Annotated in this window: 18 protein-coding genes; 8 read left to right on the top strand and 10 right to left on the bottom strand. The window is 45.1% G+C overall.

The annotated features are described in order from the left end of the window. Positions 1-2: 2 nt before the first annotated feature. Positions 3-764 (top strand): hypothetical protein, encoded by a 762-nt coding sequence (locus tag EYQ95_RS01375; protein ID WP_111914576.1) that lies wholly within the window; start codon positions 3-5, stop codon positions 762-764. Positions 765-767: 3 nt separating this feature from the next. Beyond that, entirely contained in the window at positions 768-1,100 is a 333-nt protein-coding gene (yciH, locus tag EYQ95_RS01370) for a stress response translation initiation inhibitor YciH (protein ID WP_111914577.1), read from the top strand. On the opposite strand, the gene EYQ95_RS01365 is transcribed toward yciH, so the two are convergent. After that, entirely contained in the window at positions 1,086-2,753 is a 1,668-nt protein-coding gene (locus EYQ95_RS01365) for a SpoIIE family protein phosphatase (RefSeq protein WP_111914578.1), read from the bottom strand. The genes yciH and EYQ95_RS01365 overlap by 15 nt on opposite strands. A gap of 5 nt (positions 2,754-2,758) precedes the next feature. Continuing rightward, the gene (locus EYQ95_RS01360; protein WP_111914579.1) at positions 2,759-3,064 is read right to left on the bottom strand and encodes an STAS domain-containing protein; all 306 of its coding nucleotides are present in this window, start codon (positions 3,062-3,064) and stop codon (positions 2,759-2,761) included. Between the two features lie 152 nt (positions 3,065-3,216). Between EYQ95_RS01360 and EYQ95_RS01355 the strand changes: the two genes are divergently transcribed. Further along, on the top strand, positions 3,217-4,017 hold the full coding sequence (locus EYQ95_RS01355) for a response regulator (RefSeq protein ID WP_111914580.1): 801 nt from the start codon (positions 3,217-3,219) through the stop codon (positions 4,015-4,017). Positions 4,018-4,022: 5 nt separating this feature from the next. Here the strand turns inward: EYQ95_RS01355 and EYQ95_RS01350 are convergent, their stop codons facing one another. Together EYQ95_RS01350 and EYQ95_RS01345 are read right to left on the bottom strand one after the other, a co-directional pair. Beyond that, the gene (locus EYQ95_RS01350) at positions 4,023-5,309 is read right to left on the bottom strand and encodes an amidohydrolase family protein (protein WP_111914581.1); all 1,287 of its coding nucleotides are present in this window, start codon (positions 5,307-5,309) and stop codon (positions 4,023-4,025) included. Next, on the bottom strand, positions 5,309-8,419 hold the full coding sequence (locus tag EYQ95_RS01345; protein WP_111914582.1) for an amidohydrolase family protein: 3,111 nt from the start codon (positions 8,417-8,419) through the stop codon (positions 5,309-5,311). Before EYQ95_RS01345 ends, EYQ95_RS01350 begins: the two co-directional genes overlap by 1 nt. 175 nt (positions 8,420-8,594) lie before the next feature. Here EYQ95_RS01345 and EYQ95_RS01340 point away from each other — a divergent pair, with 175 nt between their 5' ends. From EYQ95_RS01340 to EYQ95_RS01330, 3 genes are read left to right on the top strand one after another with little or no spacing between them, the layout of a single operon-like run. After that, positions 8,595-9,065: a cytochrome c gene (locus EYQ95_RS01340; protein ID WP_111914583.1), complete on the top strand. Its 471-nt coding sequence runs from the start codon at positions 8,595-8,597 to the stop codon at positions 9,063-9,065. Between the two features lie 21 nt (positions 9,066-9,086). Further along, positions 9,087-9,722 carry a cytochrome b/b6 domain-containing protein gene (locus tag EYQ95_RS01335; protein WP_165831934.1) on the top strand — a complete coding sequence of 212 codons (636 nt, stop codon included), beginning with the start codon at positions 9,087-9,089 and terminating at the stop codon, positions 9,720-9,722. Positions 9,723-9,782: 60 nt separating this feature from the next. Beyond that, a complete protein-coding gene (locus EYQ95_RS01330) occupies positions 9,783-10,142 on the top strand; it encodes a response regulator (protein ID WP_111914585.1) in 360 nt (119 codons plus the stop codon). A gap of 4 nt (positions 10,143-10,146) precedes the next feature. Here EYQ95_RS01330 and EYQ95_RS01325 read toward each other — a convergent pair whose 3' ends face one another. The 6 genes from EYQ95_RS01325 to ffh form a co-directional block, all read right to left on the bottom strand. Then, positions 10,147-10,734, bottom strand: a complete 588-nt coding sequence (locus tag EYQ95_RS01325; protein ID WP_111914586.1) for a DNA-J related domain-containing protein — start codon at positions 10,732-10,734, stop codon at positions 10,147-10,149. Positions 10,735-10,793: 59 nt separating this feature from the next. Continuing rightward, entirely contained in the window at positions 10,794-11,153 is a 360-nt protein-coding gene (gene rplS / locus EYQ95_RS01320; RefSeq protein ID WP_111914587.1) for a 50S ribosomal protein L19, read from the bottom strand. Positions 11,154-11,183: 30 nt separating this feature from the next. Further along, complete coding sequence (trmD, locus tag EYQ95_RS01315; protein WP_111914588.1) at positions 11,184-11,948, bottom strand: tRNA (guanosine(37)-N1)-methyltransferase TrmD; 765 nt, start codon at positions 11,946-11,948, stop codon at positions 11,184-11,186. After that, a complete protein-coding gene (gene rimM / locus EYQ95_RS01310; RefSeq protein ID WP_111914589.1) occupies positions 11,948-12,490 on the bottom strand; it encodes a ribosome maturation factor RimM in 543 nt (180 codons plus the stop codon). The genes trmD and rimM overlap by 1 nt, the downstream gene beginning before the upstream one ends. Positions 12,491-12,503: 13 nt before the next feature. After that, complete coding sequence (gene rpsP, locus EYQ95_RS01305; protein WP_111914590.1) at positions 12,504-12,752, bottom strand: 30S ribosomal protein S16; 249 nt, start codon at positions 12,750-12,752, stop codon at positions 12,504-12,506. Positions 12,753-12,888: 136 nt separating this feature from the next. After that, positions 12,889-14,256 carry a signal recognition particle protein gene (gene ffh, locus EYQ95_RS01300; RefSeq protein WP_111914591.1) on the bottom strand — a complete coding sequence of 456 codons (1,368 nt, stop codon included), beginning with the start codon at positions 14,254-14,256 and terminating at the stop codon, positions 12,889-12,891. A 119-nt stretch (positions 14,257-14,375) separates the two neighbouring features. Here ffh and EYQ95_RS01295 point away from each other — a divergent pair, with 119 nt between their 5' ends. Beyond that, positions 14,376-15,185 carry an inner membrane protein YpjD gene (locus EYQ95_RS01295; protein WP_165831935.1) on the top strand — a complete coding sequence of 270 codons (810 nt, stop codon included), beginning with the start codon at positions 14,376-14,378 and terminating at the stop codon, positions 15,183-15,185. A gap of 81 nt (positions 15,186-15,266) precedes the next feature. Further along, entirely contained in the window at positions 15,267-16,559 is a 1,293-nt protein-coding gene (locus EYQ95_RS01290; protein WP_111914593.1) for an HlyC/CorC family transporter, read from the top strand. The last annotated feature ends 9 nt before the right edge of the window (positions 16,560-16,568 follow it).

Genomic DNA, 16,568 nt, shown 5'->3' with positions numbered 1-16,568 from the left:
ATATGCTTATAACCATAATAATTATACTGATACTCGCTTTATCTGCGCTTGCCGTAGGCGTAAACGCGATTCAACAGCATAAGCAAAAAACCGACCTAGAGCGCCGCCAACAATTGCTGCGCTATCGTGGGGTATTAGATCAAACTGAAGACCTCATTGCAGTATGTAGCGACTTCCCCTTAGGCAAATCTATCGTTCAAGTACTCCGTGTTAGAGCTCGCGATGCTCTGAAACTACTTGTGGACATTCAACCCAAGTCGAACGATCTAAAAACTCGATTAGATGAATACGAACAGGCGATTGCGGCATACAACCCAGAAGACAAAGGACTATTGCTAGAATCCTTTACCGTACCAGAAGGTGACAAGCAGATTGTCACTATGATTAAAGCACTAAAAAGAATTAGGCAAACGTTGCGTGCTGAACACGGTCGTAACCGCGTCGATAGCCAAACCTTCCACGAAGAAGAAACTCGTATCGAAAAGCTCCTTATTAAGATTAGCGTAGAGAGTTTAGTTCGCAGAGGTGATAACGCGAAAAAGTCGAACATGTTGGGCTCTGCTCGTCAGTACTATGAGAAAGCTGTTAAAATGCTAGGAGACACAGCGGTAACAGACGATTACGTAACTGAAAAGGCGCATTATATCGACACTCAACTCGAAGAAATCATGTCGCAACTCAGAGACTCTAATGCTGCTGATGCTAAAAAGCGTAATAAGAAAGACGATTTAGACGAGTTATTCCAGCCGAAAAAGAAATGGTAGTACATGAGCTTTAAAGACCAACTCAGCCAACTAGTTTACAGCACTGACACCGGACGTATCGACCAAGAAAAGGAACCAGAATCCATCCCAGATGGTGATGGCATTGTTCGTATTCGTCGAGAAACTAAGGGTCGGAAAGGCAAAGGCGTAACAGTGATTGATGGACTTCAATTAGGTTCAGAAGACCTGAAGCAGTTGTCTAAAAAGCTTAAAAAGAAATGTGGTGTTGGCGGCAGTGTGAAAGACTTTACCATTGAAATTCAAGGCGATCAGCGTGAAGTGTGCAAGGCATTGCTGGAACAAGAAGGTTATACCGTAAAGTTAGCCGGTGGTTGACCTGGCCAAGTCATAACTTACCCGAATAGTCTTACCTTCGTTTAACCATTCTACATTTGCGGCAAGTTCCTTAATGAGGCTCAAACCTCTGCCATAACTCAATTCAGAAAATTCAATAGCTTCATTTTGCTGAAGGCTAGTTAACCCCTCCCCTGAATCAGTCACTTCAAAATATATCTTTTTATCTTCAGGTACATAATTTACGTTAATTTCTACATGACCTTCTCGTAAATTATCTAACCGCTTCTCCCGCTCAAGGTAATACTTTTCAAACCCCTCGTAGGAGTTTTTCAAAGAGCTGTCCATACCCAGAAGACCATGATCGATGGCATTCACATATACTTCCGACATTAAAGTGAATATTGCAGTGGCGTGAGCTCTGAAACCCTCTACGGCTTTAAATGCACGTAATATACGCGTAACCGGATCATGGCTTCGAATCTGCTCTACGTTCAAATGAACCCGCAGTTCAAACGGCATGGTAGAAAGAGCCTCGGGCGTATGTGAAACATTGAGTTGCGTAGGCACGCAATCTAATACCGCTAACGTAATATCGTCTTTTTGTTGGTGGTTTTCGAGGCGGTCGCAAATATCTTCTTTAATTTTGTCAAAAGAGTAACTATGTCTTTCGAGCAGATTGATTACACCATCCATCCCCATCATTTTACCCGAAGGCTCCACGAACTCAGTCAATCCATCTGTAGTTAGGATAACTTTACTACCTAGCTCTACGGCGAAAGAGGTAATTCCAGAGTCGAATTGCTCGTTTTCTAGGATACCCAACGCAACGTGCTGTGGCGTCAAATAATTATGTAAGCCACCATCTGGGTCAATCAATGCCGGTGGCGTCATTCCACCATTCCAATATGAAATCCGTTCTCCAGAAGCCGAGAGCTCCATAACCACCGCAGCACAAAACATATCTTCAGGTAAAAGTTGCTGCAACCGTTTATTAAGTTCGCTAACTATCTCGGTAATTGAACTACCTCGTGACGCCATAGTGAAAAATGTTTGTGACGTCGGTAATGTTCCTATGGCTGCCGCGAGCCCATGGCCTGTAAAGTCTCCAAAAAACAAATATAGATTTCCCAGTGGCCCACACGCGGTAAGAAAGACATCTCCGTTAAATTCAGATTGAGGAAGAAACAACGATTGAAGTTGATTAAGTTTCGGTAGGTTCTTGTCCAGCGCGTTACTAAAGATATGTTGAACAATTCGATACTCTCTCTCAGTACGAGAGTTAAAGTACGCTAGCCGCTTATTTTTCTCTTCTAAACTTTGGCTTAAACTTCTTGTTCGCATGTGCGCTCGTAACTTCGCACTTAAAATTAAAGGATCAAATGGCTTACTGATGAAGTCATCTCCACCCGCTTCAAATCCTCTAAGCAAGCTTCTTTTGTCGTCGAGTGCTGTGATAAATATAATGGGTAAATGGACATGCCCTGCCAGCTTCTTGAGCTCTACTGCAACCTCATAGCCTTTTAATCCTGGCATAATAACGTCGAGTAACACGATGTCTGGGTTAAATTCCGGATAGACCTCAATAGCCTCTAAACCGCTATCTACAGTTAAAGGGGTATAACCAAACTGAGCAACCATGGTGCCTAGTTCGTGACGAATAATAGACTGGTCGTCGACGATTAAAACACGCACAAGCTTTAGTCGATTTGAAACAACTTGTCGAATCTTGAAATATCTAGAATATTTCTGATTTCAGAGCGGCAATTGATCAACTGAATAGACTTTGCAGAGGTTCCCAAGGCCTTACGCATATTGAGCAACATACCCAATGCGGCACTGTCGATATATTCGGTTTCGCGGAAATCGATAACTATATTAACGGGTTCATTGCCTATCTCAGAGTACGCTTGGCGAAACTCCTGTACCATACTAAAGTCAAATTTCCCTTTCACACGAATGGTAAACTGCTTCCGATCGCTAGAGTATTCCGTAAAAAGGTTCATGTTCGTACCTCAAGTGCTGTTGTTATTAAAATATGCGCTCTAATGCTGCTAGTCTACCCCTGTTTTGAATATGCTTAAAGCTTGTCAAACTCTGACGTTTGCCATACTCTCTGAGAACAACGATGTGTGTTTAAAGGGTTTTGAACCTAAGTATGGCTAATTTAACGACTGACCAGTTATCAATTCTTCTTGTAGAACCCTCTGACGTTCAGCGCAAGGTTATCCTTCGTCATCTAGAAGAAGAAGGCATAACCCATGTAGAGTCAGCCGGGTCGATTGAAGAAGCTAAAGCGAAATTACCATCGTTCCAACCGGATCTTGTAACCAGCGCCATGTACTTCGCAGACGGTGAAGCGATGGATTTACTGCATTTCATTGGCGAGCATCCTGCTCTTGAACAGACTCTATTTATGCTGGTTTCAAGCGAACACAAACGTGAACATCTAGAACTCTTCAAACAAGCCGGTTGCATAGCAATATTACCTAAGCCCTTTACGTCAAAAGACTTACAAACTGCAATAAACGCCACGCTAGACCTTATAGCACCAGAAGACTTTAACCTCGACCACTTTGATGTGGAAGATCTTAGAGTGTTACTTGTCGACGACAGTAATCTATCGCGTCATTATTTACGCCGAGTTTTTGAGAGTATTGGCGTGTCGAGTATCGTAGAAGCCGCGAATGGTAAAGAAGGTGTATCGGCTGCTGAACACAATGACTTTGACTTAATCTGTACCGACTATCATATGCCGGAAATGGATGGTAGAGAGCTTGCAGAAGCAGTGAGAAATCAGCCCGGACACGAACACATTCCAATTCTTATGGTTTCGGCACGGGCTGACGAATTACAGTTAACTCAAATTGAGCAAGCTGGTGTGAATGCTTTAACCGATAAACCATTCGCACCAGAAATCTTGCGTAGAACACTAAAACAATTGTTAGATAACGAATAAATTACTTATTCCGTTATTCTCTCTTGGTACTTCTCGAACAATTGCTTTTGCTTACTTGTAAGTTCTACTTCTCGCCCTTCTATAAACATCATTGACAGGTCTTGTCCAAGGTGATCAAGAACGTCGCCGCGAGACACAATCAACGTCGCCTGCTTACCTACTTGAATCGAGCCTAGAGTATCTTCAACACCCAGAATCTCGGCTGCAGACAGCGTAATTGAACGCAATGCTTGTTGGTATTCAAGACCGTACGCTACGGCATTACCCGCACCGAAAGCTAAGTTACGACTGTCCCAGTAACCGGCGTAACCTATCGCAAATTGAACACCAGCTTCATAGAGCTTAGCCGGTGTAGCATATGCCGTGTCATAAGCTTCGTCTTCACGAGCAGGCAAACCGTAAGGGGATGTAAAGACAACTGGAAGGTCATTTTCAACCAGTACGTCGGTCATCATCCAAGCGTCACGTCCACCTACAAGTACCATGTCAAAGCCATACTCTGCATTGAACGCGAGGGCTTCTTCAATTTGACGACGATCATTGGCGTGAATAAATAGCTTCATGTCACCTGAAAACAAACCTCGCATAGCTTCCCAGCGTTGATCGATACGGTCTTGGTTGCCGCTTGTACGAGCATGATGATAAGCCTCAGCAGTTGTAAACACGTCTTGGAGTTCACGGCGAGCTTCGGCATTTGCTTCACGTTGCTGTGCTGGAGTTCTCCACTCCCACCACGCATTGTTTAAACCGGTTCTAGGCCAAGTTACATGCATTCCCAGCGAGCCCAATTGCAGTGCATCTTGCCAGTTCCAACCATCAAGGTGCATTAAGCTAGACTGACCTCGCACAAGGTCTCCTTCAGGGACGATCAACGAATGAGTAATACCTAGGTAGCGAACCGTAGGAATGATCTCGGAGTCGGCGTTAAATGCATGGTGCGCAACCACTTCCGGCGTCACGTCACCCACTTCTTCCACGTCGTCGGTAGGTCGAGCTTGTTCTAGCTCAATTAAACCCAAGGTTGTGTCTATAGCGATCAGACCAGGGTAAATATGCTGGCCTGAAACATCAATAACGCGTGTTCCTTCTGGTGCAGTGATGTCTCGACCTATAGCGGTAATAGTGTCGCCGGTCATTAGAATATCTGTTTCAGGGTAAGTACCGCTAGAAACCGTATGGACGGTTCCACCCTGTAACAAAATAGACTGCTCTGATGAACTTCCCGGAGCTATGTTGTGAGCACTCACTGAGAAAGAAACACATGCGATAATACTAAATATAAACTTTTTCATTAGTGTAGCTCCCTCGTTGCCTGCTCAAGCGCGTGACTATGATAAATATCTTCCAACCAAACATCATGGTTGTCGTTACAATGCCATTCTGGCTGTGCCTGACGATAACCTCCACGTGCACCGCGGTGAGCTTCCTGTCCTGCATTAAGTACAGCTTCAATGAGCATTTCTCGCTCTTCAGCGATCAATGCTCGTTGTGCTAAATCATCACTACGGTCAAAGTACTTACGCCCTTCAATCCAAGTTTGTTGTGGTTGCGCATAGGCAGACAACGGATGTTCGTTCCAAATCACAAAGTCCGCATGTTTACCCGGCGTTAAGCTACCCACGTACTCGTCAATGCGAAGCTGCATTGCAGGATAAATAGTCGCCATTTTTAAAGCTTCATGCTCATCCATATCGCAATAACGAACAGATTTAGCAGCTTCGGTATTCAAACGGCGCTGCAAGTCACGGCTGTCAGAGTTAATACTCGTTAACACGCCCTGTTCCATCATTAAACAAGCGTTAAATGGAATAGCGTCATAGGCCTCAAACTTAAAGGCCCACCAGTCGGCGAATGTTGAGGCGCCGGCGCCATGTTCCGCAAGTTCTTCTGCTACTTTATAGCCTTCAAGAATATGCGTGAACGTTTGAATTCTAAAACCAAGGTCTTCAGCAACAGTTAGCAACGACAACACTTCTGATGCCACATAGCTGTGTACGTGAGTAAAACGCTCACCCTGCAGAATTTCAGCTAGAGCTTGCAGTCGATAGTTCGTGCGAGGCGGCGCAGTTCTGCGTCTCTCTGAACGGCTTAAGTCGGCATACTGCTCTTGAGCTTCTGTATATTCTTGTGCGGTCTGGAAGTAGTCACGCATAATCGCTGCTACACCCATACGCGTTTGAGGGTAACGTGCGGTGTATAAGTCACCCCAGTTACTTTGTTTCACGTTCTCACCAAGCGCCATTTTGATAGTTGGCGGTGTTTGGTCGAACTTCAGTCCTTCGGCACTCTCGCCCCATCGCAATTTAATCGCTTGGCCTTGTCCACCAATCGGGTTAGCCGAACCATGTAACAAGTGAGCTACTGTTGTTCCACCAGCCAGAGAGCGGTAAATATGAATGTCATCTGGGTTAACAACGTCACCAATACGAACTTCTGCAGTAACGGCTTCTGTACCCTCGTTTACACCTTGCGAGATAGCAATATGAGAATGCTCATCAACCATACCTGGTGTCACATGCATACCGGTCGCATCGATAACTTCATAACCACGAGGCGTAGACAAGTCGCGACCAATACGATGGATACGTCCGTCGCGCACCAACATATCAGCGTTTTCCAATACACCTTGGTCGTCTGCTGTCCAAATCGTGGCGTTACGAATATGAAGATTCATTTGCTCTGGCTGACTTTCGCGACCAAAACCTACATTTGGATAAGTTAAACGGCTAACGAACTCCACAGGCTGTTGCGCATCTCCTGAGTTTTGCTCAGAAGCGCTACTTTCCTCATCATTTGCAGTGCTCGTTGCCACGATAGTGTCTAACGCCCCACCAGCACTCTGCGCTCGGCCAGCTAGTGTAGTAACGGTTTCCCTTTCTAATTCGAAACGATAAGTCCCCGGCATATCTAAAGCGGAAAGGTCTGCCAAAAACTTCAACTTGTCGTCTTCAACGCGAGCGTCACGTACTGAAATTTCTTCATCTTCAGAAATCTTTAACGTCGCGCTTACTCTTCCAGAGTCACTTACTGTCAGGCTAAGGTCATGGTCAAACAGCGACATTGCATATTCACCAGAGAAAGAAACCGGATGCATGTTACCAATTTCTTGTTCTTCACCCTGCAACCAAACGGAGACAATTTCCCCGTCTTCAAATAAGTTTCCACGAGCCACAACAAAGTCAGCGCGATATCCTGGAGAAATTCGCCCCACCTGCCCTGACACACCTGCTTGTGCTGCTGGAATTGTGGTTAACGCGGCCAGAGCTTGTCGCTCAGACAATCCATAATCCACTGCTTTGCGGATATTTTTCCAAAAGTCTCGTTTGTTGTCTAAACCGTGCATCGTGAACGAGAAGCGCACTTGAGCTTGCTCCAAAGCCGCTGCGTTAGCTGGAGCACGCTCCCAGTGACGCAAGTCAGCAAGAGAAACGTCTAGTTCAGAGAACTGATCACCCATTTCTGGAGCTGCTGGGAAGTTTACCGGAAGAATTAGGTCTAAATCGGCTGCTTTAATTTCATCAATTCGAGAATACTCGAAACCTGAACCGACACCAGTAAAAGGCACTGAGAACTCAGCAAACACACGACGTGCTCTTAAAAGATTTAAATCATCAGAGGCTTCAAAAATGACGCGCTCTGAATTCAAACTTTTCAAGCTATCCAACGCGCTATTAAACTCTACAGGGCCCTGTAAAGTGTTTAAGCCTGCAGCTTCTGCATACCAAGCAGCGTCAGAAAGCGTTTGACGAATCAACGCTATGCTACCCATAAGAGAGTTGGGGTACTGTTGACTTGAGCTACCTTTGTCAAAAGATGCTGCATGGTGGCCCACAGCATTATAAATAATGTCGTTTGGTAGTTTATCGGCAAGAGAAAGCGTCGTGGTTCGGCCTCGGAAAATGCCGTCCATTCTTACCGACTGCACAGAGGTAAAGCCATGCTGTACATAAGACTGTGCTTCGCTAGCATCAGGAGTTACTGTTTCGAACCACTGCTGTTCTGCGTGCACCGCTGCATTACTCGCATTACCGCCTTGGCGCTCATTCGTATAAACAGGAGCATTGCTTCTGCCACCTCGTGGACGATCACCTGGCTGCTCAACACCGTAATTACTGTAAGCGTCAATAAAACCTGGATATACGGTGTAACCTGTAGCGTCTACAACACGCGCTCCAGAAGGAGCTCGATTACTTCGTTCAATGCTCTGAATTAAGCCGTCTTGAACCACAAGCGTTGCATTCTCGATACGCTCACCAGGCTCGGTGATAATAGTTGCGTTAGTTAACGCTACAACGGAAGGATTGTTGTTATGAATTCCTTGCACTGGCGTGGTTTGATCTGCCAATGCCGGAAAGGTTCCTAACAAAACACTCAATGCAGCTAACTGAAACTTTCCCCTCATGTGTTTTTCCTCACAAGAAATTTTAATACACCCATTTCTCCTTTATATTGAGAAGAATAGCAAGTCTTCGTAGACGAATGGATAGCACAGAACGACCAAAAAAATGCCATAATCTTGTCATACGAAAGGAATACAATTTCAACCCATCAATGCTAAGGCATTCAGGAGATGTTCTATGAAAGGTAAATTCAATAAGCTTTTAGCAAGTGGCTTAACAGTTCTATTATTAAGCAGTGCAACCTCCGCGCTGGCACAATCGGATGAAGCACAAGACGCTATCGAGTATCGCCAAAGCGCATTACAACTTATTCGCGCCAACTTCGGCGTTATGGCTGACATGGTGCGTGGCGATGTTGAATTTGACGCCGCAGTATTCGCGCAGAAAAGTAAAAACTTATCTCACTTAGCACATATTCCATGGGACGGCTTTACCGGCGCGGGTGCAAACACTAGCGAAGGCACTGACGCACTGCCAGAAATCTGGGAAGACTGGAGTGACTTTGAACAAAAAGCACAAGCTTTAGTAGACGCATCTGCAGAGTTAGCGTTAGCCGCCGAAGACGACAATATGGGTCAGATAAGAGCGAAATTTATGGCTACCGTACAAACGTGCCGTGAATGCCATAACAATTACCGCGCTGACTAAATCAACAAAGGAGTTGTACTTGTGAAAGTTTGGGACGGATTTATACGTGGTTTTCACGGCCTTCTAATTATCGGTATTCTATGTTTATGGTTTACCGGCGGTAAACCGGAATACGTCGATTTACACCAGCAAATTGGTGTTCTCATGCTTTCACTCGTACTCACTCGTTTTATTTGGGGCTTTATCGGAAGTGAAAACGCTCGCTTCAGTTATTTTATAAGCTCACCCAAAGCGACCTTAAACTACATTAAGAATTTTAAATCTGAAACGCAAAAAGATCTTGGTGTTACCCACAACCCGCTAGGTGGTTGGTCTGTATTACTCATGCTGGTCATCATTCTGAGCCAAGGAATAACAGGCTTGTTTACAGACGATGGTATATTCTTTCGCGGGCCTTTAGCCCCTTGGGTAAGCACCGACCTAGCTTATACGCTTACTTCAATTCACCACTCATTGTGGTCAGTCCTAAAAATACTCATCATTCTTCATATTTCAGCAATCATAGCTTATAGATTTCTAGGCAAACCTCTCGCTATGGCCATGATTCACGGAAAAAAGGCTATTTCCCCCGCACCTCAAGTTCGCCTCGTATCTGGCTGGTGGGGTTACTTATTGCTTGCTGTGAATGCAGCATGGCTAACATGGCTTTTGGGGTAGTTCTCATTTTAGATATAGCTATGATAGTCTGAAGGGCCACTAAGCAAATTTGGACAAGCCATGAATTCTGTTTTAATTGCAGATGACGACTTTATTAGCCTTGAAGTACTTAAAGCAATGCTAAGCTCTTACGAGTGCCAAATTGTAACTGCGGGCGATGGCGAGGAAGCTTTAGAAAAGGCTCAATCATGTACCCCATCGCTAATTATCTTAGATTATGAAATGCCTAAGCTAAACGGTGCGGAAGTCTGCGAAAAGCTGCGTACGCAAGAGGCGTTTATACACACTCCAATCATTGCGCTTACCGGCCATCAGAGTTCTAACGAGCTAAACGCATGCCGAGAAGCAGGAATGAACCATACGCTCCATAAGCCCGTTTCCCCAGACGCTTTAGACGAAGTGATGCAACAATACCTATAACGACTTAAACGTAAAACAGCAGTGACTCATAGGCTAGTTGCACGGCTTGGGCTTCTTCTGCGCTTCCACCTTTGTCGGGATGAGTACGATGAATTGCTCGCCGATATGCATCCTTTAATTCGGACTTTTTACTTGGCAAGGCTTCCAGAGAAAGTGTCACTAATGCATCATCTTTAGACACACTGGGCGGGCGACTCTCTTCGATAAACCCTGACCAGAATTGATTCAGTAAAGATTCCACATCGGCTTGTGTAGTTTTTTCCCACTCATCCCAGTCGAGATAGTATTTTTCAAGTTTATCTTCGACAACTAAACCCGACTGCCCGGCGTCGTATGGCATTAACCGAATATCTAAAGCGTCAATATTCAAATCAAGGAACTGCTCTTTCCGCCATTGTTGGCGAATTTTATATAAGCAATGGAAAACTAAGAAGTGGGTTTGAAAGAGTGAAAGCTCTCCGTGTAAAGCTTTCTTACTCAAAATTTCATAGGGCGGAGATTGTAATTTTTGAATAAGCTCAAATTCCTTTAGCGAACCCACTTGTGCCAAAAGAATAGTTTCTACAGCGGTTTGTATGGCTTCTTTATTCATATTTGCCAGTGTACAGACAAAAAAAATCCCGGCAAGTGCCGGGATTTTCGTGTCGAGAATTAACCCAACTTTTCTTTGATACGTGCAGATTTACCGCTACGCTCGCGAAGATAGTAAAGTTTCGCACGACGTACAGCACCACGACGCTTAACTTTCACGCTGTCGATTAATGGGCTGTGAGTTTGGAACGTACGCTCTACGCCTTCACCACTAGATACTTTACGAACTGTAAAAGCACTGTGTAAACCACGGTTACGCTTACGAATTACAACACCTTCAAAGGCCTGTACACGCTCACGGTTACCTTCTTTAACTTTAACATTGACGATAATGGTGTCACCTGGAGCGAACTCCGGTACATCTTGCTTCAATTGCTCGTTTTCGAGCTCAAGAAGAATAGCTTTATTTACTTTAGCCATCTGTTTTCTCCTCCTAGATAAACCACCCGATTAACGTTCTTCTTGGTCGACAATTTTCGCCAAAATATCTCGTTGCTCGTCAGTCAGAGCTAGGTCATTGATTAAGTCGGGTCGCCGTTCCCACGTTCTTTTTAAAGACTGTGTTAACCGCCACCTGTTAATTTCTTCATGATGTCCGCTGAGTAATACAGCAGGCACCGATTTGCCATCAAGAACTTCAGGTCTCGTGTACTGTGGGAAGTCTAACAGCCCGTTTGCAAAAGAGTCCTCTTGCGCTGAGTCGTTATGTCCCAATACACCAGGAACCTGCCTTGCCAATGCATCGATAAGAACCATCGCCGGTAACTCTCCGCCCGAAAGCACAAAATCGCCAATCGACCACTCTTCGTCGATATCGCTTTCAATAACACGCTCGTCAATTCCTTCGTAACGCCCAGCTACGAGAACCAGCGAACGAGTTTGACTTAAACCAACAACACCCTTTTGATCTAAGCGTCGACCTTGCGGCGACAAATAAATCACTTTGGGTTTCGTACCAGAGCTCTCTTGAATAGCTTGCTTTGCGTCGGCTATCGCCGCTCTTAAAGGCTCTACCATCATGAGCATTCCAGGACCACCACCATAAGGCCGGTCGTCCACGGTACGATGCTTGTCAGTTGTGTAATCTCTAGGATTCCACGCGTCTACTGAAAGCAAACCTTCTTTAACTGCGCGTCGTGTTACGCCGTATTCCGTAATTGCACTTAGCATTTCCGGAAACAGTGTAACCACCCCAACGTGTAGTTCATTAGCCATTAGAAATCCGCAGGCCAGTCTACCGTTATCGTGTTCGACTCTTTGTTTACTTCAGTCACATATTGAGACTGAATAAACGGAATCAAACGTTCACGCTTTCCGAAGGCATCGTTACTGTTTGCAGTTACCACTAAAACGTCGTTAGCAACTGTGGACAGTAAGTGATCCACAACACCCATGTCGTAACCTTTTTCATTTACAACACGCATGCCTGCAAGATCACGCCAATAAAATTCGTTCTCTTCAAGCTCCGGCAATTCACTTGCCGGTACGGCAATCTCCATACCCGTTAACAGCGCTGCTGCGTCTCGGTCTTCAATTCCCGCTAATTTCGCAACTAAACCTTTATTATGCCAGCGCCATTGGCTGACTTCAGTTTGTTGCCATGCACCTTTACGGCCAATAAACCACGGTGCATATTCAAATATTCCTGATGCTTCGTCCGTAAACGCGTTGATTCGAAGCCAACCCTTGATCCCGTAAACAGCACCAAGCGTTCCTAAAACTACGAGATCTTCGTCCTTTACTGCGTCTGAAGTCATCGAATATTTAACCTTAGGCTGCTGCTTTGTGTTCGCGAACAAGTTTCGCTACACGATCAGAAAGTTGGGCACCTTGGCCTAACCAATGATCAACGCGACCTAAGTCAATACGTAGTTTTTCTTCCTGGCCACGAGCCAGAGGGTTAAAGAAACCGACATTTTCGATGAAACGCCCATCACGAGCATTACGACTGTCAGTAACAACCATTTGGTAGAATGGACGCTTTTTCGCGCCACCCCGTTGTAAACGAATGGTTACCATTACCGTCCTCAATTAGTTCTGGTTTGCAATTTTTCAACTGCAAAATGAATGTTCAAAGTTAAAGTACCCCTCAACCTAGATTGAGAGGTCGCACGATTCTACGGATTTTTCGCCAAAAAGCAAGTAAAAAGGCTGATTAACGGCCACCAGGAAACATTCCAGGCGGCATTTTTCCGCCCATTTGGCGCATCATTTTAGCCATGCCGCCGCCTTTCATCTTCTTCATCATTTTTTGCATTTGCGTGAACTGCTTTAATAAGCGGTTCACATCTTGTACTTGGACACCAGAGCCAGCAGCGATTCTGCGTTTTCTTGAGCCTTTAATAATGTCAGGATGATTTCGTTCCTGCGCGGTCATAGAGCTAATAATGGCTTCCATGCGCAAGGTCGACTTGTCGTCTAGTTGCCCCTGCATTTTGCCCGCCATTTGTCCCATGCCTGGCAACTTATCCATTAGTCCCATCATGCCACCCATATTCCGCATTTGCGCCAGCTGCTCACGAAAGTCTTCTAAACTAAACTTCCCGCTTTTCATGACCTTTTTGGCAACTTTTTCGGCTTTTTCCTTATCGACTCTTTGTTCAACTTCCTCGATAAGACTCAGGACATCGCCCATACCCAAAATACGACCAGCGATACGGTCTGGATGGAATGGCTCTAGCGCAGTGTTTTTCTCACCAACACCAAGGAACTTAATGGGTTTACCCGTGATATGACGAATAGAAAGCGCAGCACCGCCACGTGCATCACCGTCAATTTTAGTAAGAATGACACCAGTAAGCGGTAGAGCTTCGTTAAACGCTTTCGCTGTGTTTGCCGCGTCTTGACCTGTCATGGCGTCAACCACGAATAAAGTCTCGATCGGCGTAATGGCTTGATGAAGGTTTTTAATTTCCTCCATCATTTCTTGATCAACCGCTAATCGACCAGCGGTATCCACCAATACAACATCAAGAAACTTTTTCTTCGCGTGCGCAATTGCAGCGTTAGCAATATCTACTGGCTTTTGTTCTGTGCTTGAAGGGAAAAACTCAACTTCAACCTCTTCCGCCAATCGCTCTAGCTGCGCTATCGCTGCTGGGCGGTACACGTCGGCACTCACCACCAAAACTTTTTTCTTTTGTTTCTCTCGCAAATGACGCGCAAGCTTACCCACACTTGTGGTTTTACCCGCGCCTTGCAAGCCCGCCATCATGATTACGGCCGGAGGTTGAGTAGACAGGTCTAACGGTACATTTGCTTCGCCCATGGCTACTTCTAGCTCGGTGCGAACAATTTTTACAAATACTTGCCCAGGGTTAAGGTTTTTATTGACCTCTACACCCAGTGCACGCTCTTTAACCTTAGCAATAAAGTCTTTTACTACAGGAAGTGCAACATCGGCTTCTAACAGCGCCATTCGCACTTCACGTAAAGTATCTTTGATGTTGTCTTCAGTAAGACGCCCGCGCCCGCTAATATTCTTTAAAGTTTGCGAGAGACGTTCACTTAAATTCTCAAACATGTTTTCTTCCTGTCGACAAAGTTTTCGGTATTATACTTAAAGCATTTGGGTTTGGCGATGAAACCGCTTATAATCTCAAAATCTTAATGCGAATCATTCTCAAAAATCAGGATAATAAAATGACTGCGCCTATTCTTTCTAGCACACTAGCCCTTCTGAGCCTGGTCGCTTACGCATTTTCTATTTATTTCCTTAACCAGCGATTAACTGCCTCTCGTACTTTGCAGCAACGCGTTACCGTTACCAGCGTCAGTGCAGTCGTACTTCACGGTTTCTTTATCGCCATCATTATTAACAGTATGGGAATGGAGTCACTCGACTTCCTGACCGCTTTTACAGCAATTGCTTGGCTATTAGGCGTTTTTTCACTCAGTAGAGGGCAACAGCTTGCTTCGCTTATGTTGCGCCCGGCCATATTTGGCTTTGCCTTAGTCAGCGTTATTCTTGCGTTATTGTTCGCAGGTTCATCGAGCCAAACCACCGGTAGCTTATCGGTAGGATTGGTTGTACATATCGTATTGTCTTTGTTGGCATTTAGTTTGTTATTACTAGCCACTTTATACGCGCTGCAAATCCTTCACCTGAACAAGGTATTAAAACAACGTTCTGCAAAAGCGTTAGACGAGCGCTTACCGCCGCTTATGTCTGTAGAACAATATTTCTTTCGTCTTCTGACTGCCGGCACAATAGTGCTTTCGCTAGCTATTGTCGCAGGTTTCTTGTTTGTAGATAACTTGTTTGCCTCTGAACAGCTCCATAAAACAGTACTTTCTATCGCCGCTTGGCTGGGCTATGGCTCAATTATTGCGGTTCATTACTTCAATGGAGCACGCGGTCGTCCAGTTGTTATTTGGACGATTATTGCTTCAATTATTCTAAGTATTGCGTATTTTGGTAGCCGAATTGTTCGCGACGTGATTATCTCTTAATCACGTTCGTTGAAAAGAGAACTTGACATCCTCGCGCGCGTCCATACATTAGTAACCTCGTATTCATAACAGGAAAATAACTTGGACGAACTTCCCCTTAGTACGCTGTTTATCGCACTAGGCATTCTGTTACTTATCTCTGGTTACTTTTCGGGCTCTGAAACTGGCATGATGTCGGTTAACAGGTATCGCCTGAGACACCTAGCACAAAGCGGCCACCGTGGCGCGAGGCGCGTTTCTTTCCTGCTCGACAGACCCGACAGGCTGATCGGTCTGATTCTTATCGGCAACAACCTAGTAAACATAGCCGCATCGGCTATCGCTACCATTATTGGTATGCGCCTTTACGGTGATTACGGTATCGCTATAGCCACCGTTGTACTGACACTTATGGTACTCATTTTTGCCGAAGTAACGCCGAAAACAATTGCTGCATTGCATCCAGAGCGCATTGCTTTTCCTAGCTCTTGGCTGCTTAAGCCAATGCTCAAAATATTCTACCCATTAGTTGCAGCTGTTAACTTCATTACCAATGGTCTTATGCGCATGATGGGTATTAACCCACAAGCTGCAGGAAAGGACACGTTGTCCGCTGAAGAGCTTCGTACTGTAGTTCACGAAGCAGGCCAACTCATTCCGTCTCGACACCAAGAAATGTTACTTAGCATTCTCGATTTAGAAAAAGTGACCGTAGACGACATCATGATTCCGCGCAACGACATCAATGCTATTGATATCAATGCAGACTGGGGCGTAATTACGCGCCAGTTAATTAATATGCAAAACACGTTGGTCGTATTGTTCCGCGGTGAAATAGACGACGCAATCGGCTTCCTTCACGCCAGAGACATGGTTCGACTCATTACTAAATACCAAGATGAAGCCGACAAACCCTCGTTAGTAAGAGCTGCGCGTGACATTTATTTTATTCCAGAAGGAACGCCGCTGAACGTGCAACTTGTGAAGTTCCAGCAAAATAAAGAACGCATCGGGTTAGTTGTTGACGAATATGGCGACATTCAAGGTCTAGTTACACTAGAGGATATTCTTGAAGAGATCGTGGGTGACTTCACGACAACAATCGCAGGTCAAACAACCGATAACATGACCCGTGAAGAAGACGGCAGCATGGTAGTTGAAGGAACGGCTAACCTACGAGAACTCAATAAAGAGTTGCAGTTAAACTTCCCTATCGACGGTCCAAAAACACTCAATGGCTTGTTAACAGAGCATATTGGAGACATTCCAGACAGCGTCATGTGTGTGGAAATAGCGAACCATCGCATTGAAATTATCGAAGTCACCGATAGTGTGATTAAAGAGGTTCGTATCCTGCCTAGCACTCGGAAAAAGTCCAGAAAAAAAGCGAGCTAAGCTCGCTTT

The organism is Lysobacter sp. N42, assembly GCF_004344885.1.
Note: the sequence above shows the minus strand (reverse complement) of the source record. Positions and strands in the feature narration are given on the sequence as shown.

Excerpts from the sequence above, each read along its gene's own strand:
- EYQ95_RS01375 (WP_111914576.1), top strand. The coding sequence starts at position 3 with ATGCTTATAACCATAATAATTATACTGATACTCGCTTTATCTGCGCTT.
- yciH (WP_111914577.1), top strand. The coding sequence starts at position 768 with ATGAGCTTTAAAGACCAACTCAGCCAACTAGTTTACAGCACTGACACC.
- EYQ95_RS01360 (WP_111914579.1), bottom strand. The coding sequence starts at position 3,064 with ATGAACCTTTTTACGGAATACTCTAGCGATCGGAAGCAGTTTACCATT.
- EYQ95_RS01355 (WP_111914580.1), top strand. The coding sequence starts at position 3,217 with ATGGCTAATTTAACGACTGACCAGTTATCAATTCTTCTTGTAGAACCC.
- EYQ95_RS01350 (WP_111914581.1), bottom strand. The coding sequence starts at position 5,309 with ATGAAAAAGTTTATATTTAGTATTATCGCATGTGTTTCTTTCTCAGTG.
- EYQ95_RS01345 (WP_111914582.1), bottom strand. The coding sequence starts at position 8,419 with ATGAGGGGAAAGTTTCAGTTAGCTGCATTGAGTGTTTTGTTAGGAACC.
- EYQ95_RS01340 (WP_111914583.1), top strand. The coding sequence starts at position 8,595 with ATGAAAGGTAAATTCAATAAGCTTTTAGCAAGTGGCTTAACAGTTCTA.
- EYQ95_RS01330 (WP_111914585.1), top strand. The coding sequence starts at position 9,783 with ATGAATTCTGTTTTAATTGCAGATGACGACTTTATTAGCCTTGAAGTA.
- EYQ95_RS01325 (WP_111914586.1), bottom strand. The coding sequence starts at position 10,734 with ATGAATAAAGAAGCCATACAAACCGCTGTAGAAACTATTCTTTTGGCA.
- rplS (WP_111914587.1), bottom strand. The coding sequence starts at position 11,153 with ATGGCTAAAGTAAATAAAGCTATTCTTCTTGAGCTCGAAAACGAGCAA.
- trmD (WP_111914588.1), bottom strand. The coding sequence starts at position 11,948 with ATGGCTAATGAACTACACGTTGGGGTGGTTACACTGTTTCCGGAAATG.
- rimM (WP_111914589.1), bottom strand. The coding sequence starts at position 12,490 with ATGACTTCAGACGCAGTAAAGGACGAAGATCTCGTAGTTTTAGGAACG.
- rpsP (WP_111914590.1), bottom strand. The coding sequence starts at position 12,752 with ATGGTAACCATTCGTTTACAACGGGGTGGCGCGAAAAAGCGTCCATTC.
- ffh (WP_111914591.1), bottom strand. The coding sequence starts at position 14,256 with ATGTTTGAGAATTTAAGTGAACGTCTCTCGCAAACTTTAAAGAATATT.
- EYQ95_RS01295 (WP_165831935.1), top strand. The coding sequence starts at position 14,376 with ATGACTGCGCCTATTCTTTCTAGCACACTAGCCCTTCTGAGCCTGGTC.